A 23949-nucleotide genomic window follows, 5' to 3' on the forward strand; every position below is an offset into this window, starting at 1 on the left:
GTTGTCCGGTTCAGTCGTCGTCGCCGGTACCGTCCGGCGTTTTCGAGGCGGCCGCGTCCTCGGGGGCGGCCATGGTCAGGGCCTTGCGCAGGCCGGAGCGGAAGCGCAGGTCGGCCCGGGAGGCGTTGAGCCACAGGTCCCCCTTCGCGGTGTGGACGACCCGACCCTGCCAGGCGGCCTCTCCCGAGGCCCGGACCAGGTCGCCGCCCAGGTCGGAGACGATCCGGTGGACCTCGGCCTGCCACCGTCGGCGTTGTTCGGCCGGGTAGCCCGGGTCGTCCGATGACCTCAGTGCGCGGAGCCACGCCCGGAAGCGGTCGTCGAGCGCGGCGAACCCCTGGTCGCGGGCTGTGCTCCGGGGCGGGTCGGGCTCCCTGCCCTCGGCTCGGGCGAGGTCGGTGGCCAGGTCGCCCAGAACGGTGACGGCGTTCTCGGCGTCCGCGACCGCGTCGACGGCCATCCGCCCGAGGTCCGCGTTGCGTTCGCCCAGCAGGACGATCGGCAGAGCAACCGCGTCGTCGACGATCTCGTCGATGACGGACTGCTGGGTGCCGTAGACGGCCCCGGCCAGGCGGACCCTGATGAGGGTCGACGGTTCGAAGGGCCCGTGCACCGCGAGCCGGTGGAACCAGTCCAGGATGCGGGGTCGGACGATGGCCGCGGCCTCATGGCGTTGTTCGGCGCCGCGGACCTCCCCGGTGACCAGTGCACCCAGGCCGCGCCAGGCCGCCCGGGAGGGATCGTGGTCCCGGGGAAGGTAGACGGTGGCCTGCTTGAGCTTCTTCTCCTGGGCGGGGCTGCGCCGCCAGGCCGTCATGGGTTCGCGGTCGTGCTTGTTGTGGGGGGTCAGCGGGTTGCCGTAGGCGAGCAGGACCCCGTTGACGGATTCCCCGTCGTGGTGCAGGCGCAGGCGGCGGGTCTGCCAGGTGTAGAGGTCCCGCAGACCGTGCGGTCGGCTGACGGCCGCGGTCCCGGCGAGGGGTGCGGACGTGTCGGGCGGCAGGCGCCAGGCGGGGAGGTCCGGTTCGGTGTCGAAGTCGGGGTCCCAGTGCAGGCCGTCGGTGTCGAAGGCGACGAGGTTGAGCAGCAGTGTTTCCCGGAGGGTGTCGCCCTCGACGTGGACTCCACCGAGGTTCCCCGCCCACCCCACCCCTTGCGGGTAGACCTTGCCGCTCTTGAGCCGGGGATCGCCGACGGCCCCCGACTTGATGCCGGAGGTGTCGTAGGCGTGGGCGTGGACCAGCCAGCGGGCGGCCTCGGCGAAGGTCAGGGTGGCGGCACCGAGGGCGCGCATGGTGAAGAACCGGGCGTTGTTGGGGACGTCCGCGACGATCGGGTCGGGCGAGGAGTACTCGTCCTTGCCCGTGCGCAGGTCCGCTACCTGGAAGAACGGGGTGGCGGGGTGGAACAGGTCGAAGCGCTCGCGGTGGTCGTGCAGGTAGGCGGCGACGGTGTCGGCCGGGATGCCCTCCCGCCAGAGGTCCTCCCACTCGTCCAGGTCCGAGGGTCCGTCGAGGGCGTCGTGCAGGACCGCCAGCAGCAGGCGCAGCAGCGCGAACTCCTGGGTGGGCACGTCGCCGACCAGCCGTCGCAGGTCGGCGGCCTGGGCGAACACCTCGGTGAGGGAGAGCTCGTCCGCGGTGCCGTCGGTTCGCAGGACCGGGAGCCAGGGGCTGGTGGTGAGATCGAAGGTTACGGGTGCGGTGGCTGTGTCATTCGGCACGGGTGGCCTTCAATCCGTCGGTCCGGGTGTAGTGCAGGTGGTGTCCGGCCAGGTCGGCCCGGTCGTCCTCGTCGAGGAAGAGGACGAGTTCCCCGGCGATCCAGTGGGCGTCCTTGGACTGCCAGGCGGGGACCATGTCGGTTTCGAGTTCGTCGATGGCGCGGTCGATGGTCGCGCCGAAGGTGAACTGGTAGGGCAGGCGCAGCGCGGAGGCGAGCAGGGTGCGGGCGGCTTCGGCGGGAGGGGCGGTGTGGGTCGGCAGTTCCACGCCGCCGCGGCCGTCGGGAAGCCACGGGACGGTGGTGACGGTGCCGTCGGCGGCCCGGCGGGCGACCAGGACCTCCAGGCTCTCCGCCGTGTCGCGGACCTGAGCGCGGCCCCTGTGGGAGTCGTCGGCGTCGCCGACCCCCGCGTCGATCCAGCCGATGAGGGGTTTGCCCGGGGTGGCGGGCTTCCTGAGGAGGAACGTGCGGGCCTTCTCGCGCTGGATCAGCCGGGCGACCTCGTGGGCGGTGCGAGCCTCCTCGGCCCTGCCCTTCCAGGCGGGCGGGAGGAGTGCGTCGTCGTCGGCGTAGGCGTCCTGGACCAGGGGGCTGATGTCGGCGGGGAGGCGGACCGTGCGTTCGGCGTCGGCGTGCGCGTCCAGCCGGGAGCGCAGGACCGCGAGGGAGCGCAGGAGGACGTGTTCGCCGTAGATCGTGCGCGAGCCGCGGACGGGTTCGGGGGGTGTGGCGGTCCAGTCGACACCGGTGACCAGGCAGCGGGCGCGGCGCAGGGATGCGGGGCGGTCGGACTGCCGCTCGCCGCGGGGGTGGCGGTGCAGGCGGCCCATGCGCTGGAGGACGAGGTCGACGGGGGCCAGGTCGGTGACCAGGAGGTCGAAGTCGACGTCCAGGGACTGCTCGACGACCTGGGTGGCGACCACGATGTGCCGGGCGGGGCGCTCCGGATCGCGGTCGGGCGGGCCGTAGGCGGCGACGAGGGCGGCGTCGTTCGCGGCGCGGTCCAGGTCGAGGAAGCGGGAGTGGGCCACGGTGACGGTGTTCTCGCCGAAGGCGTCGCGGAGGCGGGACGCGGCCTCGTGGACGCGGGCGACGGTGTTGCGGATGACCAGTGCGCAGCCGCCGTCGGAGAGTTCGGTCTCGAGCCGGCTTGTGAGGGTGTCGAGGTCGTCGTCGAGGGGTTCGATGAGGACGTCGGCGCCGCGGCCGGAGGCGCGGGGCCCGGTGACGTCCGCGCGGACGCCGGGAGCCGCGGTGGTGATGAGGGGGTAGGCGCGGGCCTGCTCCACGTGGTCGTGGCCGTCGCGGTCACCGGTATAGGCGGCGACGAGTTCGCGTCGGCGGCGGGCGGGGAGGGTCGCGCTCAGGATGACGACGGGGACGCCGTACTCGCCGAGCCAGGTCAGGGCGCGGTCGAGGTAGGTGTTCATATGGGTGTCGTAGGCGTGGGCCTCGTCGACGACCACGACCTTCCCGGACAGGGCGAGGTGGCGCAGGGCCAGGTGGCGGCTCTTGAGGCCGAGGAAGAGGAGCTGGTCGACGGTGCCGACGGCGAAGGAGGCGAGCATGCCCTTCTTGCGTCCGCGGAGCCAGCGGTGGGCGATGAGGGCGGTCACGGCCCGGTCGTCACCGCCGTCCCGGTCGAGGTCGAGGGTGATACCGCCGCCCATCAGGGCGAGGTAGTCCTCGTTGAGGTGGGCCTTGGAATGGGCGAGGAAGACGGAGGCGGCTTCGGCGGGCATGCCGGGGACATGGGCGAGCCAGGTGAGGAAGCGGTCGAACATGGCGTTGCTCGTGGCCATGGTGGGGAGGGCGACGAAGCAGCCGCCGGCGCCGGAGCGGGCGGCGAAGACTTCGGCGACGGTGAGGGCGGCCTCGGTCTTGCCCTCGCCCATGGGGGCCTCGATGATCATCAGGCCGGGGGCGGGCATGGCGCGGGCGGCCTCGACGGCCTGTTCCTGGACGGGGCGGGGGGTGGCGCCGGGCGGGAGCTCGAAGCGGGCCGCGAAGAGCTCGGCGGGGGTTCCCTGGGGTTCTCGGGGGCGCCATTGGGCGGGGAGGCCGAGGAGACGCCAGGCCTCGCGAGTGCGGACGGGGTCGTGGGCGCGGGTTCCGGCGTTGGGGTAGAGGGGGAAGAGGTCGGGATTGCTGGCGATCCAGTCGGCGGTGATGACCAGTGCGGAGAGCAGGACCTGCGCGGTCTGGGGGATTGCTGTGTCACGCCAGGCGGTGAGGCGGGGCGCGGCACCGGTGCGGGTGGCGGCGGCGTCGAGGAGTTCGTACTGGACGTCGAGCCAGGCCTGCTCGTTGCCGGGGGTGCGCAGGAGTTCGGGGCGCCTGTCGGCTTCCCGGATACCGGCGTCGGTGGGCTGGACGCCGTGGTGGCCGCCGACGACGACGGTGAGCTGGTGGGTGGCGCGCTTCGACCAGCCGTGGCGGGCGGTGAGCCAGTCGCGGAGGATGAGCTGGCCGGCCAGGCCGTGGGGGGCGTGGGAGTGATCGGGGAGTTGCTTGCGCGAGGGGGTGTCCAGGCCGTTGGCGCGCATGCGGTCGGCGAGGCCGTCGACCTGGCCGGCGAACGCGGGCGTCGCCTTGCCGATGTCGTGGACGCAGCAGAGCCAGGTGACGAGGAGGCGGACGTCGGCCTCACCATCGGGCAGGGCGGCCGCCATGAGGCGGCGGACCTGTGGGGGAAGCCACTCATCCCAGAGGAGGCCGCCGACGGCGGCGCTGTCGGCCATGTGGCGGTACAGCGGGAGCCAGCCGTCGGTGTCGAAGTCGTGCTTGGCCCACACGGCGCGCGCAGCAGGGGAAAGGGAGGCCACCCAGGGCTCGGGGTGCCCATCAGTCGTCATGGGACTTTGATATCCCCTTGGGTCCCGCCGCCGCAGGCGATTTCGAAACTTTGTGCTGGCCAGGCCCGGACAGTTGCTACCCATCGGTTTCCCTGCACGAGGGCGACAGGTCGTGCTATAAGCCGAAACCTGCCGCCCTACGAACCTGAGAAGCACATCGGTACGCCACCGAAGCCCTCACTGAAACCATCCCCGCGTGCGCGGGGAGCACACGACCCTACGCATCTCTCTACTAACGACTTCGAGAGCATCCCGAAAAGCATCGGGCAACACCCAATACCGTACACGAAAAAGCTAGTCCACGCGAACGAAGTCGTTAGAAGAGCGAATGCGAAGCGTGTGCGAATCCAAGCCATGGAACGAAGTAGTTAGCAGTGACAATTTTTAGGGTGTGGTACTCCTGCCTCACGCCCCAGCAGCCCAACGAGCGTGCTAGCCTCACTTCAATCGACCATGGCAGCGGAGCGCGTGCGCGAGCACAATAAGAGCCGCCAATCGGATATGGGGGACATATGGTAAATCCCGATGATTTTGGCCCCATATACATACAACTCGTAGTTGAATCGGTCACATCTGGGAAAACTACACCAAAAGACGTATCAGACTTTTCCGGAGTCCATGCGCTCGTGGTGGAGGGGTGGGTACGCATGTCAGGAGAAGGTCCTGAATGAATGATCTCAAAATCACCATCGCGCCCTCCCCTTGAAAACAAAAGGCCCCCGCACCAGCGGGGGCCAAGCAGGAGAGATCGGCAAGGTCAGTGGCTCACGGCCAGCAACAGTACGCACCACTCAGACCGATCAAAGGCGAGGTGCTCGACCTCTCGGTTTCGAGTATCCCGAACAGCTGAACCCTCGGGCGTAATGGCCACCTCTACGCAGTTGCCGGAAGTTCCGCTATAGGAGGACTTCCGGAAGACCGAAGAAGGCGGGAGGCGATCCGAGGTACGTGTGCTCATGACGTGAGCCCTTCCAGGATGTCGATCATCAGGGCCCGGGACTCGGGCGTGTTCAACGCGGCTTTCCTCAGGTGCTCGAAAACACGGCGATAGGTTTCCACGTCCGCCGGGTCGTCCATGAACATGTCCGCCGTGGGGCCTTCGAGGTAGACCGTGGAGAGCCCTTCACTATTAACGGTCAGGATCGCGAAGCTGTTCAATTCCGTAGCGGAGTGCGCGCCCGCAGCGAACGGCAGTACTTGCAGCGTCAAAATGTCTTGCCGTTCTGCCATTTTGAGCAGGTGACGGAGCTGCTCTGCCATGATGTCGGACCCCCCGACCAGAGTCCGCAACGCGGCCTCGCCCACGACCGCCCACAGGTGCGGAGTCTGCCGTTCGAGCCACCGTGATTGTCTACGTTGGCGGACGGCGACACGATCTTCTATGTCCGTCATGGGAGCACGGGAGGGAGCATGCGCGGCAAGCATGACGGCGTGGGTGTAGCGCTCCGTCTGTAGCAACCCTGGGATCAACTGTGCCTCGTAGGCGAGGATCTCGGCGGCCGAATCCTCCAGCCCGATGAACGTCCCGTACGGTTTTTCAACGTCGTGCCCTTGCCACCATCCAGGGGTGCGGGCGACCTCGCGCAGTTGCATGAGACGGGCTGCTTCCTCGTCTCCGACCTCGTAGACCCTGAGGAGACCTTCCAGGCGGGCCACACCCGGCACCTGCCCTCCGGGGCCGCCGTCCTCCCAACGGGCAAGGCTGGTCTGCTGGGCACGGAGAGGACGAACTACGTCGGCGGGCTTCCTGTCACCGCGAAGCCTTCGCAGCTCGCGGGCGAGCACCCATCGCGCCACCGTGGGTGCCTGCGGCTTGCTGGTCATGGCCCCATCGTGCCATAGAGCGGACACCACGGGACGTACGGACAGAATCATTAAGCAGACCTAGAAAGCATATTGCTTTTTAAGGCCGCTGGGCGCACACTGAGGTCTGTAACCGCTCCATGACGTTGGGAGACCTTCATCGTGATGCCCTCCGGAACGCCTACTTCTGATCCCGAAGGCGCGGTACTGGCTCTGCACTCGGCGCTGCGGCGCCGAGGAATCGCCGTAATGGACGGAGACCTACCCGGAGCGGTGCAGGCGGAGTACGCGGGACGCCGCGTGACTGTCCGTTACATAGCCGGTCAGTGGTGGCGGCCGATGCGCGGGGAACCGCACGTCACCGTCCCGATCGCTCCGTCCGGCCATGAGGACGTACTGGCGCGCGACCTGGTCGCCGAACTCCTGGGACGACTGTGAACCCTCTGAGCTTCGACGAGTTCGTCCGCCTCACTGCGCCCCGCAGTCGCCCGGCACCGGCACCGCGCCCGACCGGACACCGTCCGCTTCCACGCCGTTCCAGCACACATCGACCACTCGCAACCCCAGGAAAGGAAGACGGTATGACCCGGACCGAACCCGACACCGTCCGCCGTGAACAGCCAACCCCCGCCCAACAGGAATACGCCGACCAACTGTTCGATAACCTCTCGTCCGCCCTGCGTGACATCAAGGAGCCCGGCGCAGACCCGGTCGTTGCCCTAAGTGGCGCGGACCGTGCATTCGACATCCTCCACCGCCACCTGTGCAGGGGCGGTACGCTGCCCACCCCTTGGCGTAATACCGACCGTCACTAATAGAGCGGGTCCCGGCGATGACAATCGGGGCCGCAGCGCTGGACCCGTCCCCGCGTGCGTGGGGAGCACCCAGGGCCTGAGGGAGGCCGGCGGATGATGCCGGGACCATCCCCGCGTGCGCGGGGAGCACGACCCGGACGAAACCGCGTGGGAGTTCCACGCGGGACCATCCCCGCGGGTGCGGGGAGCACGGACGACCGGGTCGGGCGGGCGCAGCCGGGTGGGGACCATCCCCGCGTGCGCAGGGAACACCACCACAAGCGCAACCGGGTCAAGGGCGCCGAGGGACCATCCCCGCGTGCGCGGGGAGCACTAGTTGGCCTCCCACCGCTCCGCGGAGGCGAAGGGACCATCCCCGCGTGCGCGGGGAGCACTTCGAGTCCCTCGGCGCATCTGGGCAGGCCCAGGGACCATCCCCGCGTGCGCGGGGAGCACATCAGCGCCCTCAAGGCGAACACCACCTACAAGGGACCATCCCCGCGTGCGCGGGGAGCACTCCCTGGCCATCACCGCCCTCGAGGAGACGATGGGACCATCCCCGCGTGCGCGGGGAGCACGAGTGCACCTGTTCGGTTCACAGCCGCTGGGCGGGACCATCCCCGCGTGCGCGGGGAGCACCTCCGCGGCGTCCGGACGCCCGGCGCTCTCCAGGGACCATCCCCGCGTGCGCGGGGAGCACAGCATCGAGCAGGACGCCGACATCGTGCTGCTGGGACCATCCCCGCGTGCGCGGGGAGCACTTGCGGGCCAGGCGCAGACCTTCGGCGGTGCCGGGACCATCCCCGCGTGCGCGGGGAGCACAAGATGGTCCAGGTCGCCGCGAGGAAGGACACGGGACCATCCCCGCGTGCGCGGGGAGCACCCCACGGCCTGGGCCAGGTCGGTGGCGTCCATGGGACCATCCCCGCGTGCGCGGGGAGCACCTCGGGGTCGTCCTCGTCCAGGACGAAGCGCAGGGACCATCCCCGCGTGCGCGGGGAGCACGACCGCGCCCACCTGGCCACCGGGGAGGAGATGGGACCATCCCCGCGTGCGCGGGGAGCACATCTCGTGAGCCATGGTGTTTCCCTCTCTACGGGGACCATCCCCGCGTGCGCGGGGAGCACGCCCGGGAGCGGTTCATCAACTCCTGGAAGCGGGACCATCCCCGCGTGCGCGGGGAGCACACGGAGGGGGCGACGTGGCTGGTGCCGTCGGTGGGACCATCCCCGCGTGCGCGGGGAGCACCCGGGACACCATCGACACCTGGAAGCGCCGCGGGGACCATCCCCGCGTGCGCGGGGAGCACTCGGCGAACACCAACTGGGCCTGGGTGGTGGGGGGACCATCCCCGCGTGCGCGGGGAGCACTCCCGGCCGTCGCGGTCGCGCACCACCAGCTCGGGACCATCCCCGCGTGCGCGGGGAGCACCGCCGTGACGCTGACCCCTGGGTGGTTGCGGTGGGACCATCCCCGCGTGCGCGGGGAGCACAGTAAATGACCTGGGAAGATGCCACCGGATGCTAAGCGATTTTCAAACTTCTGGAGATCCGGACACTGATCTCGAAGCGTCACTTTATACGCGCGGTGGAGAGAGAACCCGGGAACGCAGAACCCCGGGGGTGCGAGCACCCCCGGGGTCTGTCGGTGCGTGAAAGTTCCAGGAAGGGAACACCGACAGATTCATTGTGCACCACACCGGGACTCTCCGTACACGAACGATTGCACTCCCGTCGCTTTCCGGTCGACCCGAGGGCGGCGGTACGGCCGGGGGTGGGTGGAATGTCCGCACTCGGGGCCGGGTCTCCCGGGCGATCGGCAATGAAAACGTGACCATAGGTCCCGTCTGCAACCCGGGGCTAGCACGCCTCGTAAAGGTGCCCCTCGGCGCCCTCGGGCACCAGGTCGAGGTCGCGCAGGATGGTGCGCGGCGGGGTGTCCGGGTCGGCGCACACCTCGGCGAAGGTCGTCCCCCGCTCTTCGAGCGTGTCCGGGTACTCGATGTCGAGCACACCCTCGGCGCCGTAGGCGGCGGCGTAGACGTCGCACTCGTCCCAGGCGCCGCACGACTCGGTGACGGCGAAGTCGAACCCCGCCTCCAGGCCCCGGTCGGTCTCCTCCGCCGTGTTCTTCTGGGCGGCGAGCATCCCGTGCTCGTGGACGACCGCGACGAGCGCCTCGGCCAGGGCGAAGTTGTCCTCGGCGGTGAGCGCCCCGTCCGAGCGCGTGAAGGAGTCCAGGTTGTCGAACTCCACGGCGGCGAACCCCGCGTCGGCGCACCCCCCGATCGTCCCGGCGAGCAGCTCCGTGATGCGCTCGCGCCCGGCCGGGTCGGAGGTGTCCAGCAGGAGCTCGTCCGGCCAGCCCGGGTCGGCCACCGGCTCCCCCACGCCGTCGAGGAGGACCAGCCCCTCGTCGAGCCACCGGTCCGCCTCGCCGGGCTGGGTCTGGAACCCGTTGACGTAGCAGACCGAGTACAGGCCCGGCTCCGGCTCGTCCGTGGAGTCCCGGATCACGACCCCCACCCCGTCGGGCGGCCCGTACCCCCCGCCCAGCTGGTAGTCGAACCCGCCCTGCGGCAGGCCCACCGGTTCCGCGTGGGAGGACGGGTCCGCGGCCGGCGCGCACGCCGTCGCGAGGACGGCCAGCGCGGCGACGGCGGCGAGCGGTGTCGGCCGGGAGCTCATGGTCGGAGCCTAGCGGCGGGCCGGGCGGTGCCCCCACCCGGCCCGCCCCGGGTCACGGCGCCAGGGCCGCGAACCAGCGGTCGGCGATCTTGCGGTCGCCGCTCTCCGACGGGTGGACCCCGTCATAGGTGTCGGCGTCGGTGTCGAACCCCGTCCACTGGTCGACGACGGTGACCGGCGACTCGGCGGTCGTGTTGGCCGCCGCCCAGGCCGGGATGGCCGCGTTCAGGTCCCGCACCCCCTGTCCGCAGGTCGCGCAGCTGCGGTCGGGGTCCATCGGGATGATCTGGGCGACCAGCACCCGCATGTGCGGGTCGTGCGCCCGCATCTGCGCCAGCAGCGTGTCGTAGGCCGCCAGGATGTCGGCCGTGGGGATCCCGCTCCAGACGTCGTTGGTGCCGAAGTGCATGAGCACCGTGTCCGGGTCGCTCCGCTCCAGCCACCCGGCGAGCAGCCCCTGCCGGGCCACGTTGGTGACCAGGTAGCCCCCGTGCCCCTCGTGTTCGCCGTCGTAGGCGAACCCGCAGCCGTCGCCCGGCAGGGTGCCGACGAAGTCCACCTCCTGCCCCGCGTCCACGAGGTCCCGCCACAGCAGCGCCCGCCAGCACCCCGGCGAGCCCGTGATGGAGTCCCCCAACGGCATGATCCGCACCGCGTCCCCCTCTTCTCCTCCGTTGTCCCCGTCCCCGAACGCACAGCTCAGCCCGGTGAACTCGGCCTGCCCGCCGGTGGTGGTGCCCTGTACCCCGAACTCGGCGGAGGCGCCCGGAACGAGGTCGGAGTTCCATGCGGCGCCGCGGGCGGTGACCGTGCCCCCGTCGTGCTCGAACCCGGCGTTCCACCCCGCGGTGGTGGCCTGCCCCGCCGGGTGCGTCCAGGTGGCGGACCAGCCCGAGACCGGCTCGTCCCCGGTGTTGGTCACCGTGATCGAGGCGGTGAAGCCGCTCCCCCACGAGGAGGTGACGACGGCTCGGGCCGCGCATGTCTCGGCGGCCGCCGCCGGAACCGGGGCGAGGGCGGCCGCGGCGAGCACGGCCGCGAGGGCCGTGTTCAGGAGGGTGCGTAACACGGTCACATCCTTTCGGTCGGGTCTGGGAGCGCTCCCAGACGACCGAACGGTATCCCGCCGGCGCCGCCGCGCAAACCCCCCTTTGTCCCCGGGCGCCGGGCGATCCGGCCGCCGCCGGGGGGCAGCGGGGCGCCGGCGGGCGGGCCGCGGCGGGCCGCGGGTCCCGGCAACGCGGCCTAGCGGTCCGCGAGCGCGAGGGTGGCGCGGGCGCGGTCGAGCATCGCCCGGTCCAGGAAGGTGCCGTCCGGGAGCGCGATCGCGCCCACGCCCGCGTCGGCCGCCTCGCCGACCCGGGCGAGCACGGTGCGGGCCCGGTCGACCTCGTCCGGGGTGGGCAGGAACGCGGCGCGGATGACCGGCAGCTGCGCCGGGTGGATCGCCGCCCGCCCGCAGAACCCCAGGGCCCGCCCCGCCGCGCAGGACGCCGCCAGCCCCTCCGGGTCCCCGACCCGCGGGTACACCGACATGGCCGGCGGCGGCAGCCCCGCCGCGCGTGCGGCGACCACCGTGCGCCCCCGGGCCCAGGCCAGCGCGGCGTCGCCGTCGGCCCGCAGGTCCGAGGACAGGTCGGCCTCGCCCAGGCCCAGGGACGCCACGGCCGGGGAGGCCGCCGCGATCTCGAAGGCCCGCTCCACGCCCAGCGCCGACTCCAGCAGCGGGTGCAGGGGGCGGCCCGGCAGGCGGGCGGCCAGGTCCCGTACCTGGTCCGGGGACTCCACCTTGGGCAGGCGGGCCCCGACGGCGGCGGGCAGGCCGGCGAGGGCCGCGAGGTCCCCGGCGTGCCAGGGGGTGTCCGGGTGGTTGATCCGCAGCTGCGCCGGCCGGTCGGCGCCGGCCAGCAGCCGCGCGGCCGCGGCCCGCGCCTCGTCCTTGCGGGCCGGGGCGACCGCGTCCTCCAGGTCGACGATCACCACGTCCGCGTCCGAGTCCAGCGCCCGCGCCACCCGGTCGGGCCGGTCGGCGGGCACGTACAGCCAGGTCAGCGGCGGTCTCATACCTGTCCCTTCGCCCGCAGTCCGGCGATCCGCTCCGGCGTGAAGCCGAGCTCGGCCAGCACCTCGTCGGTGTCGGCCCCGTGCGCCCGCCCGGTGAACCGGATGACGCCGTCGTTGCCCGACAGCCGGAACAGCGGCCCCTGCATGAGCATCGGCCCGAGTTCGGGGTCCTCGATCCGGTGGATCGTCCCCAGTTCCCGGAACTGGGGGTCGTCCACGATGTCGGACGCGTCGTACACCGGGGCGACCGCCGCCTGCGCCTCCTCGAAGGCCGCGACCACCTCGTCCCGGGTGCGGGCGGCGATCCAGCCGCCCACCGCCGCGTCGAGCACGTCGGCGTGCCGGGCCCGCTCGGCGCCGCTGCCGAACCAGGGCTCGTCGGCCAGCTCGGGCCGCCCCACCAGGCGGACCACGCGTTCGGCGATGGACTGCGCGGAGGTGGACACGGCCACCCACTTGCCGTCGCCGGTGCGGTAGGTGTTGCGCGGCGCGTTGTTGACCGACCGGTTCCCGGTGCGCGGCTGCACGGTGCCGAGCCGGTCCCAGCGGGTGATCTGCGGTCCCAGCATGGCGAGGATCGGCTCGATGATGGCCGTGTCCACGACCTGCCCGCGCCCGGTGCCCGCGCGGGCGGACAGCGCCACCATGACCGCGAACGCCGTGGCCAGGGACGCGATGCCGTCGGCCAGCCCGAAGGGCGGCAGGGTGGGCGGCCCGTCGGGCTCGCCGGTCATCGCCGCGAACCCGCTCATGGCCTCGGCGAGGGTGCCGAAGCCCGGCCTGGTCCGGTAGGGCCCGACCTGCCCGAACCCGCTGACCCGGGCGAGCACCAGCCCGGGGTTGCGGGCGGACAGCTCCTCGTACCCCAGCCCCCAGCGTTCGAGGGTGCCCGGGCGGAAGTTCTCGATGACGACGTCGGAGCGCTCGGCCAGGGCCAGCAGCACCTCCCGGCCGCCCTCGGTGGACAGGTCGGCGGTGGCGGTCCGCTTGTTGCGCCCCAGGGTCTTCCACCACAGGTTCACCCCGTTCTCGGAGGCCCCGTGGGTGCGCGCCGGGTCCGGCCGCTCCGGGTGTTCGAGTTTGACCACGTCGGCGCCCATGTCCCCCAGGTGCAGCGCCGCCATCGGTCCGGCGAACAGGGTGGCGGCGTCGACGACGCGCAGCCCGGCGAGGGCCCCGCGTGCCGGGTCGCGTGAGACGGTCACCGCGCACCTCCCGGCAGGTCCCAGGCACAGCGGAAGCCGACGGTGGCCGAGCGCGCCTGCCCCAGGCCCGGCAGCAGCAGCTTGACGCTGTACTCCGGCCCGCGGCGCCCGCCCTCCACGTACCACTCCGACCCCTCGGCGGTGTGGTCGCTGCCGCCCTTGAGCATCACGAACCGGGTGCGCCCGTCGCTGTGCTCGCTCTCGGTCCAGTTCCACACGGCGGGCTCGCCGCGCAGCAGCGCCCCGGTCTCCCCGGCGAGCTGCCACTCGTCCTCGGTGGGCAGGCGGCCGCCCCGCCAGGCGCAGTAGGCCCGGGCGTCGTCGAGGTCGACGAAGGTCACCGGCCGGTCCAGCGTGCCGGGGGCGGGCCGGCCGTCCCGCCAGTGCGCGAGGAACCGGTGCGGCAGGGCCGGGGTGTAGCCGGTGGCGTCCAGGAACTCGGCGAACTGCGCCTGGGTCACCTCCGTGGCGGCCACCGCTACGGGGGCGTCCAGCACCCCGTCGCGCTGGAGGACGCGGGCGTCGTGCAGGCGCGGGGGCAGCGGCTTCCACTCGTCGACGTAGGGCGCGCCCTGGTACATGCCGGTCTCGCGGGCCCGGTAGCGGACGGTCAGCGCGTAGGGGCCGGCCGGGACGACGGCGACGGCGCCGTCGGGGCCGCTCCCTCCGGCGGGGACCGCGGGCGCCGCCGGGGCGAGCCGGCGGGCGAGGCGGTGCCGGAACCGGGCGTCGGGGTCGTGCGGCCGCCGCCCCAGCTCGGCCAGCAGGCCGGGGAGCCATTCGGGGACGGGGGTGCCCTCGGCCACGTGCAGCAGGGCCGCGATCCCCCGGGCGGGCACGGCGGCGCGCCCGTCGGCCGACCGGCCGCCGCCGGTGAGGTCGAACAGCCTTCCGTCCGCGGGCGCCCCGGGGAGCACGGGCCCCTCGTGGTCGCGGTCGGAGGCGTTGGCCAGGGTCCACAGGGTGAGCCCGTCCCGCTCCCAGCGGGAGGCGTACACCCCGGCCCGCTCGGCCGCGGGGTCCAGTTCCGCCAGCGGGGTCCACTCCCCCTCCAGCAGCAGGTCGCCGGCGGCGCGCTGGACGGCCGTCATGCGGGCGACGGTGGCCGCGTCGCGGCGGGACCAGCCGACCCACACCCCGAAGACCACCTCCCAGACCATGACGCCGACCCCGTTGAGCCAGGCCGACCGCAGCTCCTCGGTGTGATCGCGGTGCCAGCGGCGCACGTGGTGCTGCATGTGGCGGCGCTCGTACCAGTGGGCCCGCAGCACACCGGGCACCTGGGAGTCCGCGAAGAACTGCGCCCAGGAGGCGGAGTGGTCCTCGATCCGCTCCACCGCGAGCTTGGACTCGCCCTCCAGGACCACCCCGGGGCGGGCGGCCTCCAGCCGCTCCACCAGTTCGGGCTCGGCCTTCTTGAGCGTGTCCAGGAAGACGCCGTCGGCGTCCAGGTCGGCCACCAGCGTGGCCAGTTCGGTGACGTCGTCCGCGCCGCGTCGGGTGCCCACGTCCCAGGGGTTGTAGTCGACGAACACCCGCACCCCGGCGGCGTGCAGGTCGTCCACCAGGTCCCGCAGCCCGGGCACCTGCCGGTAGTGGTCCCACTGGTTGCGGTCGTCCAGGCCGATGACGGGGTAGGCGTGCCACAGGACGACGGCGTCCAGCCCGCCGAACCGCTCGCGCGCGTCGGCCAGGAACCGCCGGGGGGTGAACCGGCCCTCCTCGAAGGAGTACAGCAGCTCGTCCCACAGCCACACCTGCGCCACCGTGTGGCAGCGGGCCGCCCAGGCCGCCTCCGGGCGCGCGTACGCCGAGCCGTCGTAGGCGTGGCGGGCGCGCGCGTCCTCGCGCCAGGCGTGCAGGCGGGCCCGCCAGGCGGGGCGGTCGGCGGCCCGTTCGGGGGCGGCGAAGATCTTGGCGTCGTCCAGCGCGACGAGCCGTTCGGGGGTGAGCTCGGCCGGGACCTCGGTGGGGCGGTCGATGGGGCGCGGGACGAGCGGGTCGAAGGTGTAGGTCATGCGGTCCTCGTGTCGTTCGTCGGACCCGGCGCGGGCCGGGCCGCGGCCAGGGCCGCCGTGCGTGCGGCCAGTTCGTCGATGCGCCGCTCCCCGCCGGGCAGCGAGGTGGCGATGCGGCCGTCCAGGGGGCGGGTCCACTGTCCGCCGATGCCGTCGACCCCGGCCAGGGCGCCGACCACCCCGCCGACCGTGGCGGCGGCGGAGTCGGTGTCCCAGCCGGCGGTGACGGCGATCGACACGCTGGGGCCGAACTCCCCGCCCCCGCGGGCCAGGGCGTAGGAGATGACGGCGGCGTTGTTGAGCACGTGGACCCAGTGCAGGTCGCCGTAGGCGGCGTGCAGCCGGTCCAGGCCCGAGCGCACGTCGCCCTCGGCGGCGGCCTCCCGGCCCAGGCCCACCGCGGCGGCGATCCGGCTGCGCGGCGGCAGCACGGTCTGTGCGGCGTCCAGGACCTCCTCGACCGAGCCGGCGGTCATCGCCGCCGCGCCCAGCGCCGCCGCCCACATCGCCCCGTACACGCCGTTGCGGGTGTGGCTCAGCCGGGCGTCGGTCCAGGCCAGGCGGGCGGCCGTGCGCACGTCGCCGGGGTGCGTCCAGCCGTACAGGTCGGTGCGGATGAGGGCGCCGATCCACTCGCGGAACGGGTTGTGGTGCGTGGCGGTCTCGGGGACGGGCCGGGCGTCGAGGATGTTGCGGTAGGCGGCCCGCTCGGCGGTGAACACCCGGCCCGCGGGCATGAGGTCGAGCCAGAGCGCGGCGACGTCGTCGGTGGTGAACCCGGGGCCGTGCCGCTCCAGGAGCTCCAGCGCGAGCATCGGGTAGTTGAGGTCGTCGTCCTCGGGCGTCCCGTCGATGTTCTCCTCCAGGGAGGTGCCCGCGCTGCGCCGGTTCCACGGCCACCGGGCGGCCACGTCGGCGGGCAGGCCGACGGCGGTGAACCAGCGGTCCAGGGGCCAGCGGCCGGTGGCGCGCAGGATCTCCTCGATGCCCTCGCGTGGGATCTTCTCCACCGGTTTGCCCAGCAGGCAGCCCGCGGCGCGCCCGGTCCAGGCGCCGCGCACCCGTTCGGCGAGGCCGTCCCCGGGCGCGGGGAGCGCCGGGGGCGGGGGCAGCAGTTCCTCGATCCGCTCCCACGGGTCGGGCTCGTGGTCGGCGGCGGGGGCCGGCAGCGCGTCCAGCTCGTCGAGCAGGGTGCGGGCCAGGGCCCGCAGCGGGGCGGGGGCCGGGGTCGGCCCGGCCCCGCTGACGACGGGGACGGGGTCGCCGCCCGCCGCGGTCCAGCGGGCGAGGACCTCGCCGGTGTCGCGCCCCTCGGCCCGGGACTGGACGAGTTCGTGGGCGACCAGGTCCTCGGGCTGCGCCCAGGTGAGCCTCATGCCGCACCGTCCCCGGAGCCGTCGGCCGCGGCGGCCCCCGCCGCCGCGGCCGGGCCGGCGGGGTCCCCGCCGATCAGGGCGTCCATCCCGCGCAGCCGCGCCAGGGCGCGCTCGCGGTCGGCGCGCAGGATGTCGGCGGCGGCCGAGGCCATGAGGCGGCCGGTCGCACGGATGTCCATGCGGCTGGCCGCCTCGACCGCGTCGATCCACTCCGCGGGGACGGCGGCGGACCCGCCCAGCCCCGCGCAGACCGCACCGGCCATGACGGCGATCGAGTCGGCGTCCCTGCCGTAGTTGACCGCGGCGAGGACGGCGCCGCGGTAGTCGCCCCCGTGCCCGAGAAGCAGGCCCAGGGCGGCGGGGAGCTCTTCGATCGCCTTGGTCCGGGAGGGCCGCCGGGCGTCCCGGGACATCTGCCGGTAGTGCGGGCCCACCGAGTCGAAGGGCTCGACCGCGGCGCGCACCAGCCGGGCCAGTTCGCGCTCGCCCTCGTCGTCGGCGGGCGGACCGGCCCAGCCGTCCAGGGCCCGGACCACCGATTCCAGGGCGTCCCGGGTCCCGTCGTGGGCGACCTCCAGGGCGGCGGCGACCACGTCGTCCGCCGTCGCCCCGGGCGCCACCGCGGCGGCGACCATCGCGGCGAACACCCCGGCCGCCTCCCGCCCGTAGCTGGACTGGTGGGCGCCGGTGAGGTCGATCGCCTCGGCGTAGGCGCCGTGCGGGTCCCCGGCGTTGGCCAGCCCCACCGGGGGCATGTACATGGCCGCGCCGCAGTTGACCACGTTGCCGACGCCCGCCTCCCGGGGGTCGACGTGCCCGTAGTGCAGCCGCGCCACGATCCACTTCTCGGCCAGGAACACCCGCTGGAGCAGCAGCGCCGTCGACTCCAGCTCGGGGATCCAGCGCGGTTCCCCGATCATCAGCGGGACGAGGTCCTCGGCCATCGCGTACGCGTCCAGGTGCGCGCGCCGCTCGGCGTAGACCTCCACGAGCGCCCGGGTCATCAGGGTGTCGTCGGTGATGTGCCCGTCGCCCTTGTGGTACGGCGCGATCGGGCGCGCCTCGCGCCAGTTCGGGTACCAGGGGCCGACGATGCCGGTGACCCGGCCGCCGTGGCGCTCCTCGATCTGCTCGGGGGTCCACCCCTCGGTGGCACCGCCCAGCGCGTCACCCACCGCGGCTCCGGTGATCACGGCCACCGCCCGGTCCTGCAGCCAGTCCACGACTTCTCGCCCTTCGTCCTCGGCTCTCGACTCTCCGTCCCCGCCCGACCGCTATCCGGTGATCTCCTCCCACCCCTCCTGGAGTTCGGCGCGCATCTGGTCGGAGTCCGTCTCCTGGGCGAGGAAGCGCTGGTAGGCGGGGGTGGCCACGGTGTCCTTCCACTGTGCGTAGGAGTCCACGAACAGGAACGGGGAGGACTCCAGGTAGTCGGCCGAGGCGAGGATCTGCTCCCAGCCGGGCTGGTCGTCCAGGGAGGAGGCCATGGCCTCGCGCGCGGACACGGTGGCCGGGATGAGGGAGTCTGCCTCGTTCAGCACCGCGAGGTTCTCGGTCGAGGTGAAGAACTCCAGGAACCGCGCGGCCTCCTCGACGTGCTCGGAGTCGACGTTGACCGACAGCGTCTGCGGGTTGGCCGTCTGCCAGGGGCCCGCGGGGCCCTCCAGCGGGGGCAGCACCACCCAGTCGAGGTCCTCGGGGGCGTCGGCGGCGATGTTGGTCGCCTGGAAGGAGCCCTGGACCGTCATGGCCACCTCGCCGGCGTAGAAGGAGGCGAGCACCTCGGAGCCGGACTGGGAGAGGCCGACCGGGAGCATGGTCCTGTCCTCGTGCGCCATGGTCCCGACCAGTTCGGGCAGGGCCATCTCGCCCTCCCCCAGCACCAGTTCGGCGTCGGCGCCGGTGCCGTCGAAGAACGTGCCGCCGAACGACGGGGCCATGGACATGAACACGGCGGTGGGGCTGCCCAGCCCCCAGCCCAGGCCGTACCGGTCGCCGGAGGTCGTCTTCTGCGCGATCTCGCGCAGCTCGTCCCAGGTCATGGTCTCCCCCTCGGGGACCTCCACCCCGGCCTCCTCCAGGATGCCGCGGTTGGCGAAGACCACGTAGGACTGCATCTCGGTCGGGTAGGCGACGACCTGCCCGTCGACCGTCACCGCGTCCAGGACGCCGGCGGGGATGTCCACGCGGGTCGCGTCGGACATGTGGTCCGACAGGTCGGCGAGGTAGCCGTCCACCGCGAAGGGGACGATCCCGGCGGCCTCGTAGTGGATGATGTCCGGCGCGGCGCCGCCGTTGAACTGGGTGATCAGCTTGTCGTAGATCCCGTCCCAGCCCGCGGGGACGATCTCGACCTGGACGTCGGGGTTCGCCTCGTTCCATTCCCGGACGATGTTCTCGGTGGCCTCGATGGCGGCGGGCTGGTCGGAGAGCGACTGGAACTGGAGCGTCACCGGCCCGCCGTCGCCCCCGTCCCCTCCTCCGCAGGCGGTGAGGAGCAGCATCGCGGCCGGGACGGCGGCGATGGACGCGGCTCGGGTGTTCATTCGGGGGTTCCTTTCCTCGGGGGTGGGTGCGGCGGAATCCGCGCGGGGTCAGCCCTTGACGGCGCCGGCCATCAGCCCGCCGGTGAGTTTCCGCTGCATGAGGGAGAAGAAGACGATGCTCGGGACGGCGGCCAGCACCGATCCCGCGGCCAGCGGCCCCAGCGCCACCTTGCCCTCGCCGCCGATGAACATCTTCAGCGTGATGGGCAGGGTGTAGTTCTCCGGCGACTGGAGCAGCACGAGGGCGAAGAAGAACTCGTTCCAGGAGGACACGAACGCGAACATGGCCGTGGCGGCGACCCCCGGGACCAGCAGGGGCAGGACGACCAGCCGCAGCACGTCCAGGCGTCCGGCCCCGTCCACGGAGCCCGCCTCCTCCAGGTCGACGGGGATCGCGGACACGTACCCCTGGAGCATCCACAGCGCGAACGGCAGCGTGTAGGTCGTGTGGACCAGGATCAGGCCGCCCAGGCTGTCGGTGAGGCCCAGGGTCCGCAGGATCAGGAACAGCGGCAGGATGATGAGGATGACCGGGAAGACCTGGCTGACCAGGATCCAGCCCACCCCCGCGCCGCGGACCGCGCCCTTGAGCCGGGCCAGGACGTAGGACGCGGGCAGGGCGATGAGGACGACCAGGCCCGTGGAGGCCAGGGCGACCAGCAGGCTGTTGCCCGCGGAGCGGACCAGCCCCTGGCGTTCCAGGGCCCGGGCGTAGTTGTCCCAGCGCCATTCGCCGGGCAGCAGGGACACGGTGAGCGAGTTGAGCTCGGCGGACGACTTCAGCGACGCGGAGATCAGCCACAGCAGCGGGAAGCCCAGGAAGACGATGTACGCGGCCAGGGCGAGGTACTGGGCGGGACGGACGAGGGGTCGCACGGGTCAGCCCACCTTGCCTTCGCGGTCTTCGCGGAACTGCGACCACAGGTAGAGGGCCAGCAGCAGGACCACCACGACGACGAGCACCACGCCCATGGCCGCGGCGTAGCCGATGTTGCGGTTCTTGAACGCCTCCAGGTACGTGAACAGCATCGGCAGCATGGTCCGGCCGCCGGGCCCGCCCTCGGTGAGCACGTACACCAGCGAGAACGAGTTGAAGTTCCAGATGAAGTTCAGCGAGGTGATGGAGGCGATGATGGGGCGCAGGCTCGGCAGGGTCACCCCGGTGAAGCGGCGCCAGGGGCCGGCGCCGTCCATGGCGGCGGCCTCGTACAGCTCGCCCGGGATCTGCTGGAGCCCGGCGAGCAGGGTGACGGTGGTCTGCGGCATGCCGACCCAGACCCCGACGACGATGACGGCGGGCAGCGCCGTGGAGAAGTCCGCCAGCCAGTTGATGTCGTCGGGCAGTCCGATCGCGCCCAGGGCCGCGTTGAGGGGGCCGGCGTTGGGCGAGTAGATCATCTGCCACATGATCGCCACGACGACCGGCGGCATCGCCCAGGGGATGAGCGCCAGGACCCGGGTGAGCCCCTGGAGGCGCAGCCCGGAGTCGAGCAGCAGGGCCAGGCCCATCCCGGCGGCGAGCTGGAGCAGGGTCACCGACACGGCCCACACCATGCCGATGCGGAACGACTCCCAGAAGAAGCCGTTGTCCAGCAGGCGCACGAAGTTGTCGAAGCCGACCGGGTCGTAGTCGGGCCTGCGCACGAGGCGGGCGTCGGTGAAGGCCAGGCCGAGGCCGACGACCAGCGGGGCGACGCTGAGCACGAGGATCGGCAGCAGCGAGGGCATGACCAGGGCGGCCGCCTCGCGGCGGCGGGCGCGGGCCATGCCGCCGGGGCGCGGCGCCGGGCGGCGCCCGGCCGGGCCGGGCCGGGTGCGGGTGCCGCCGGAGGCGGTCGGTGCGGGGGTCCTCACGAGTCCCCCTCGGTGTCGGCGGTCCCGCGGTTCCCGGCGGTCCCGGGGGCTTCGGCGGCACCGGTGCCGGTGACGGAGGTCGACTCGCGGACGATGAGCCGGGGGCCCACCCGGATCTGCCGGGTGCCCTCCTCGCGGCCCTCGGCCAGGTCGAGCATGATCCGGGCGGCGGAGCGGCCGCGTTCGGCCGAGCCCAGGGAGACGCTGGTCAGGGTCGGCTGGAAGACCCGTCCGAACTCCGTGTCGTCCATGCCGGTCACGGCGAGGTCCTCGGGGACCGACAGGCCCCGCTCCCGGGCGGCGCGGATGGCGGCGATCGCCAGCAGGTCGTTGGCGGCGACCACCGCGTCGAGGGGGTCCCCGGCCTCGGCGGCGCCGTCCAGCAGGCGCCGGGCCGCGACCACGCCCGCGGCGACGGTGAAGTCCCCGGCCACCTCGACGGCGGGGCGCGGGGCGTCCTCGTCGTCGGCGGTGGCCATGTCGAAGCCGCGCTGGCGGGCCTCGCCGGGGGTGGTGTCCAGGGGGCCGTTGAGGAAGCCGATGCGGCGGCGGCCGATCCTGCGCAGGTGCAGGACCGCCTGGCCGATACCGGCGGCGGAGTCTGTGGAGACCGAGTCGATGCCGTGGGCGTCGAGCTGGCGGCCGACGACGACCACGGGCACGTCGCGCTGCTGGAGGGCGTCGATGAGCCGGTCGTCGGTGCGCAGGGGCACGAGGATCATCCCGTCGACGAACCCGCCGCTGAGGCTGCGGACCAGCTCGGTGGTGGACTCCGTGGTGCCGCCGGTGGACATGACGACCACGCGGTACCCGTGCGGGGCGAGCACCTCGTGGATCGCGGTCATCATCTCGACGTAGACCGGGTTGCCGATGTCGGCGACGGCGAAGGCGATCTGGAAGGTCTTCTTCATGCGCAGCGAGCGCCCGATCGCGTCGGGGCTGTAGCCGAGCTCCTCGGCCGCCGCGCGCACCCGTTCGACCATGGCGGCGCTGGCGCCGCTCCCGTGCAGCGCACGGGAGGTGGAGGCCAGGGAGACCCCCGCCCGTTCCGCCACCTGGATCAGGGTGGCCCGTGAAGAGGTCATCGAAGCTCCAGTCACGATCCGCCGAGGAGAGTGAAAACGTTTCCAGGCGGGCCGCAGGGAGACGCAGGCCACACTGGAAACGTTTCCAGGAAGCTACATCCGCCGCCTTCGCCACGTCAAGTCCGATATGCGCACAGAACGGTCCCGGATCCGGGGCGGCCGGGAGGCCCCGGGCTCAGAGGTGTTCGGGCAGGCCGAAGCGCCGGAAGAGCGAGGTGTCGAAGAACATCGCCGCGTGCCGCACGCCGCCGGGCGCCAGGTCCAGCACCTTGAGCCCGAACGCCCGGTGCACGCCCTCCCCGTCGCGCATGTACAGCCCGAACCCGGCCTGCCCGTTGGCCTCGACCGGCACCAGCACCATGTCGCCCGCGGCCGAGGCCGGGCAGTGCACGGAGATCAGCTCCGCGATGTGCGCGGCCCCCTGGACCCAGGTGCGGAACGGCGGCATCTCGAACACCGCGTCCTCGGTGAACACGGCGGTGATGGCCGATACGTCGTAGGTCTCGAACGCCGCCACGTAGCGGGCCAGGATCGCCTTGGCCTCGGCCGGCTCGACGATCTCCTCCTCCACCGGGGCGTTGCGCGACAGCTGCGCCCGGGCCCGCTGGAGCAGGCTGTTGACCGCCGGGACGGAGGTCTCCAGGATGTCGGCGACCTCGGCGGCGGACAGCCGCAGCACGTCGCGCAGGACCAGCACGGCGCGCTGGCGCGGCTGGAGGTACTGGAGCGCGGCCACCAGGGCCAGGCGCACCCCGGTGCGGGCGGCGACCACGCTGCCCGGGTCGTCGGCGCCGACCAGGGAGTCGGGCACCGGCTCCAGCCAGGGCACCTCGGGGCCGTCGGCCAGCTCGGCCGACGGGTCGGCGGCGGGCCCGCCCAGCCCGGTGGGCAGGGGCCGCCGCCGACGGCGCTCCAGTGCGGTGAGGCAGGCCGTGGTGGCGATGCGGTGCAGCCAGGTGCGCAGGCTCGACCGGCCCTCGAAGCCGTCGTAGGCCTTCCACGCGCGCAGGTACGTCTCCTGCACCAGGTCCTCGGCGTCGTGCACCGAGCCGAGCATCCGGTAGCAGTGGGCGTACAGCTCGCGCCGGTAGGGGTCGGCGAGCCTGGCGAAGTCCTGGTCGGTCGTCTGTTCCACCACGACCGACACGCTACGCCTCCTGTATGACAGAAACCACGTTCCCGGCCGGGTCGGTGAACCACGCGACCGAGGGCGTGCCGTGCGCGATCCCCTTCTCGTCCTGGTCGAACCCCTCGTAGCGCAGGGTCCGCACACCGCGGCGGGCCAGTTCGTCCACCGCGGCCCCGATGTCGTCCACGACCAGGTTGAGGACCGTGTAGGTGGCGGGCACGTGGTCGGGCTTGGGGTAGACGAGGATCGCCCGCCCGTCGCCCAGGCCGATCCGGACGAGCCCCTCCTCCTCCATGCCCTCGACCGGCCGCACGTCCAGTCCCAGGGTCCCGCCGTAGAACTCGCGCGCCTTTGCGGTGTCCGGCACCGCGAAGGACCCGAAGGCCCGGCTGCCGTCGAACATGTCCCCTCCTAGGAATCGATCTCGGTCGCGGCCATGGCCGCGCGGTCCGCTTCGCCGAGCTGGATGATCTGGACGTAGTTGCCGTCGGGGTCGGCGGCGGTGGCGAACAGGCTGCCGCCGCGGTCCTCCAGCGGCGCGATCCACGAGGTGCCCAGCCCGTCCATGCGTGCGGCGACGGCGCGGGCGTCGTCCACGTCGAAGTTGATGATCATGCGGGCGGCGTCGGCGGCCTCGGGGCCGACGTCGTCGCGGCGGTCGATGAGCAGGTGGAAGTGGCCGAACCGCAGCACCCGGTAGGAGTCGACGTCGTCGTCGGAGTCGGGCTCCAGGGCGGCGGCGTACCAGTCGTGCAGGCGGTCGGGGTCGGTGCTGGCGAGCAGCATGCTGTCGAGGTTGGCCATGGTC

The 23949-nt window shown here is 72.7% G+C and carries 19 protein-coding genes and 1 CRISPR repeat array; of the genes, 1 reads left to right on the plus strand and 18 read right to left on the minus strand.

Going from position 1 to position 23949, the window contains the following annotated elements; genetic code table 11:
• Positions 1 to 10: 10 nt before the first annotated feature.
• From casA to ABZ249_RS01450, 4 genes are all read right to left on the minus strand, one after another.
• The gene (gene casA, locus ABZ249_RS01435; RefSeq protein ID WP_355255644.1) at positions 11 to 1723 is read right to left on the minus strand and encodes a type I-E CRISPR-associated protein Cse1/CasA; all 1713 of its coding nucleotides are present in this window, start codon (positions 1721 to 1723) and stop codon (positions 11 to 13) included.
• Positions 1713 to 4580 (minus strand): CRISPR-associated helicase Cas3', encoded by a 2868-nt coding sequence (gene cas3, locus ABZ249_RS01440; RefSeq protein ID WP_355255647.1) that lies wholly within the window; start codon positions 4578 to 4580, stop codon positions 1713 to 1715. The genes casA and cas3 overlap by 11 nt, the downstream gene beginning before the upstream one ends.
• 757 nt (positions 4581 to 5337) lie before the next feature.
• The gene (locus tag ABZ249_RS01445) at positions 5338 to 5538 is read right to left on the minus strand and encodes a DUF397 domain-containing protein (RefSeq protein ID WP_355255650.1); all 201 of its coding nucleotides are present in this window, start codon (positions 5536 to 5538) and stop codon (positions 5338 to 5340) included.
• Positions 5535 to 6404, minus strand: coding sequence for a DUF5753 domain-containing protein (locus tag ABZ249_RS01450; RefSeq protein WP_355255653.1), 870 nt, complete (start codon positions 6402 to 6404; stop codon positions 5535 to 5537). The genes ABZ249_RS01445 and ABZ249_RS01450 overlap by 4 nt, the downstream gene beginning before the upstream one ends.
• Positions 6405 to 6964: 560 nt before the next feature.
• Here ABZ249_RS01450 and ABZ249_RS01455 point away from each other — a divergent pair.
• On the plus strand, positions 6965 to 7198 hold the full coding sequence (locus ABZ249_RS01455) for a hypothetical protein (RefSeq protein WP_355255656.1): 234 nt from the start codon (positions 6965 to 6967) through the stop codon (positions 7196 to 7198).
• Positions 7199 to 7238: 40 nt separating this feature from the next.
• Positions 7239 to 8669: a CRISPR direct-repeat array (repeat unit 29 nt; unit sequence GGGACCATCCCCGCGTGCGCGGGGAGCAC).
• Between the two features lie 367 nt (positions 8670 to 9036).
• Here ABZ249_RS01455 and ABZ249_RS01460 read toward each other — a convergent pair.
• The 14 genes from ABZ249_RS01460 to ABZ249_RS01525 form a co-directional block, all read right to left on the minus strand.
• Positions 9037 to 9864: an endo alpha-1,4 polygalactosaminidase gene (locus tag ABZ249_RS01460; protein ID WP_355255659.1), complete on the minus strand. Its 828-nt coding sequence runs from the start codon at positions 9862 to 9864 to the stop codon at positions 9037 to 9039.
• 52 nt (positions 9865 to 9916) lie between these two features.
• Entirely contained in the window at positions 9917 to 10933 is a 1017-nt protein-coding gene (locus tag ABZ249_RS01465) for a cellulose binding domain-containing protein (RefSeq protein WP_355255662.1), read from the minus strand.
• A 176-nt stretch (positions 10934 to 11109) separates the two neighbouring features.
• The gene (locus ABZ249_RS01470) at positions 11110 to 11928 is read right to left on the minus strand and encodes a CoA ester lyase (protein WP_355255665.1); all 819 of its coding nucleotides are present in this window, start codon (positions 11926 to 11928) and stop codon (positions 11110 to 11112) included.
• Positions 11925 to 13133 (minus strand): CoA transferase, encoded by a 1209-nt coding sequence (locus ABZ249_RS01475; RefSeq protein WP_260697146.1) that lies wholly within the window; start codon positions 13131 to 13133, stop codon positions 11925 to 11927. The genes ABZ249_RS01470 and ABZ249_RS01475 overlap by 4 nt, the downstream gene beginning before the upstream one ends.
• On the minus strand, positions 13130 to 15151 hold the full coding sequence (locus ABZ249_RS01480) for an SUMF1/EgtB/PvdO family nonheme iron enzyme (protein ID WP_355255669.1): 2022 nt from the start codon (positions 15149 to 15151) through the stop codon (positions 13130 to 13132). The genes ABZ249_RS01475 and ABZ249_RS01480 overlap by 4 nt, the downstream gene beginning before the upstream one ends.
• Positions 15148 to 16527 carry an ADP-ribosylglycohydrolase family protein gene (locus ABZ249_RS01485; RefSeq protein WP_355255672.1) on the minus strand — a complete coding sequence of 460 codons (1380 nt, stop codon included), beginning with the start codon at positions 16525 to 16527 and terminating at the stop codon, positions 15148 to 15150. The genes ABZ249_RS01480 and ABZ249_RS01485 overlap by 4 nt, the downstream gene beginning before the upstream one ends.
• The gene (locus ABZ249_RS01490; RefSeq protein WP_355255675.1) at positions 16524 to 17750 is read right to left on the minus strand and encodes an ADP-ribosylglycohydrolase family protein; all 1227 of its coding nucleotides are present in this window, start codon (positions 17748 to 17750) and stop codon (positions 16524 to 16526) included. The genes ABZ249_RS01485 and ABZ249_RS01490 overlap by 4 nt, the downstream gene beginning before the upstream one ends.
• 51 nt (positions 17751 to 17801) lie before the next feature.
• Positions 17802 to 19073, minus strand: coding sequence for a sugar ABC transporter substrate-binding protein (locus tag ABZ249_RS01495; RefSeq protein WP_355255678.1), 1272 nt, complete (start codon positions 19071 to 19073; stop codon positions 17802 to 17804).
• Positions 19074 to 19121: 48 nt separating this feature from the next.
• Entirely contained in the window at positions 19122 to 19949 is an 828-nt protein-coding gene (locus ABZ249_RS01500; RefSeq protein WP_355255681.1) for a carbohydrate ABC transporter permease, read from the minus strand.
• A 3-nt stretch (positions 19950 to 19952) separates the two neighbouring features.
• On the minus strand, positions 19953 to 20927 hold the full coding sequence (locus ABZ249_RS01505) for a sugar ABC transporter permease (protein WP_355255684.1): 975 nt from the start codon (positions 20925 to 20927) through the stop codon (positions 19953 to 19955).
• A complete protein-coding gene (locus tag ABZ249_RS01510) occupies positions 20924 to 22012 on the minus strand; it encodes a LacI family DNA-binding transcriptional regulator (protein WP_355255687.1) in 1089 nt (362 codons plus the stop codon). Before ABZ249_RS01510 ends, ABZ249_RS01505 begins: the two co-directional genes overlap by 4 nt.
• Positions 22013 to 22187: 175 nt before the next feature.
• Positions 22188 to 23159 (minus strand): sigma-70 family RNA polymerase sigma factor, encoded by a 972-nt coding sequence (locus tag ABZ249_RS01515; RefSeq protein ID WP_355255690.1) that lies wholly within the window; start codon positions 23157 to 23159, stop codon positions 22188 to 22190.
• Between the two features lies 1 nt (position 23160).
• Complete coding sequence (locus ABZ249_RS01520; RefSeq protein ID WP_355255693.1) at positions 23161 to 23544, minus strand: VOC family protein; 384 nt, start codon at positions 23542 to 23544, stop codon at positions 23161 to 23163.
• Between the two features lie 8 nt (positions 23545 to 23552).
• Complete coding sequence (locus ABZ249_RS01525) at positions 23553 to 23945, minus strand: VOC family protein (protein WP_355255696.1); 393 nt, start codon at positions 23943 to 23945, stop codon at positions 23553 to 23555.
• Positions 23946 to 23949 lie beyond the last annotated feature (4 nt).

Source organism: Nocardiopsis sp. NPDC006139, assembly GCF_040614155.1.
GTDB lineage: Bacteria > Actinomycetota > Actinomycetes > Streptosporangiales > Streptosporangiaceae > Nocardiopsis > Nocardiopsis changdeensis.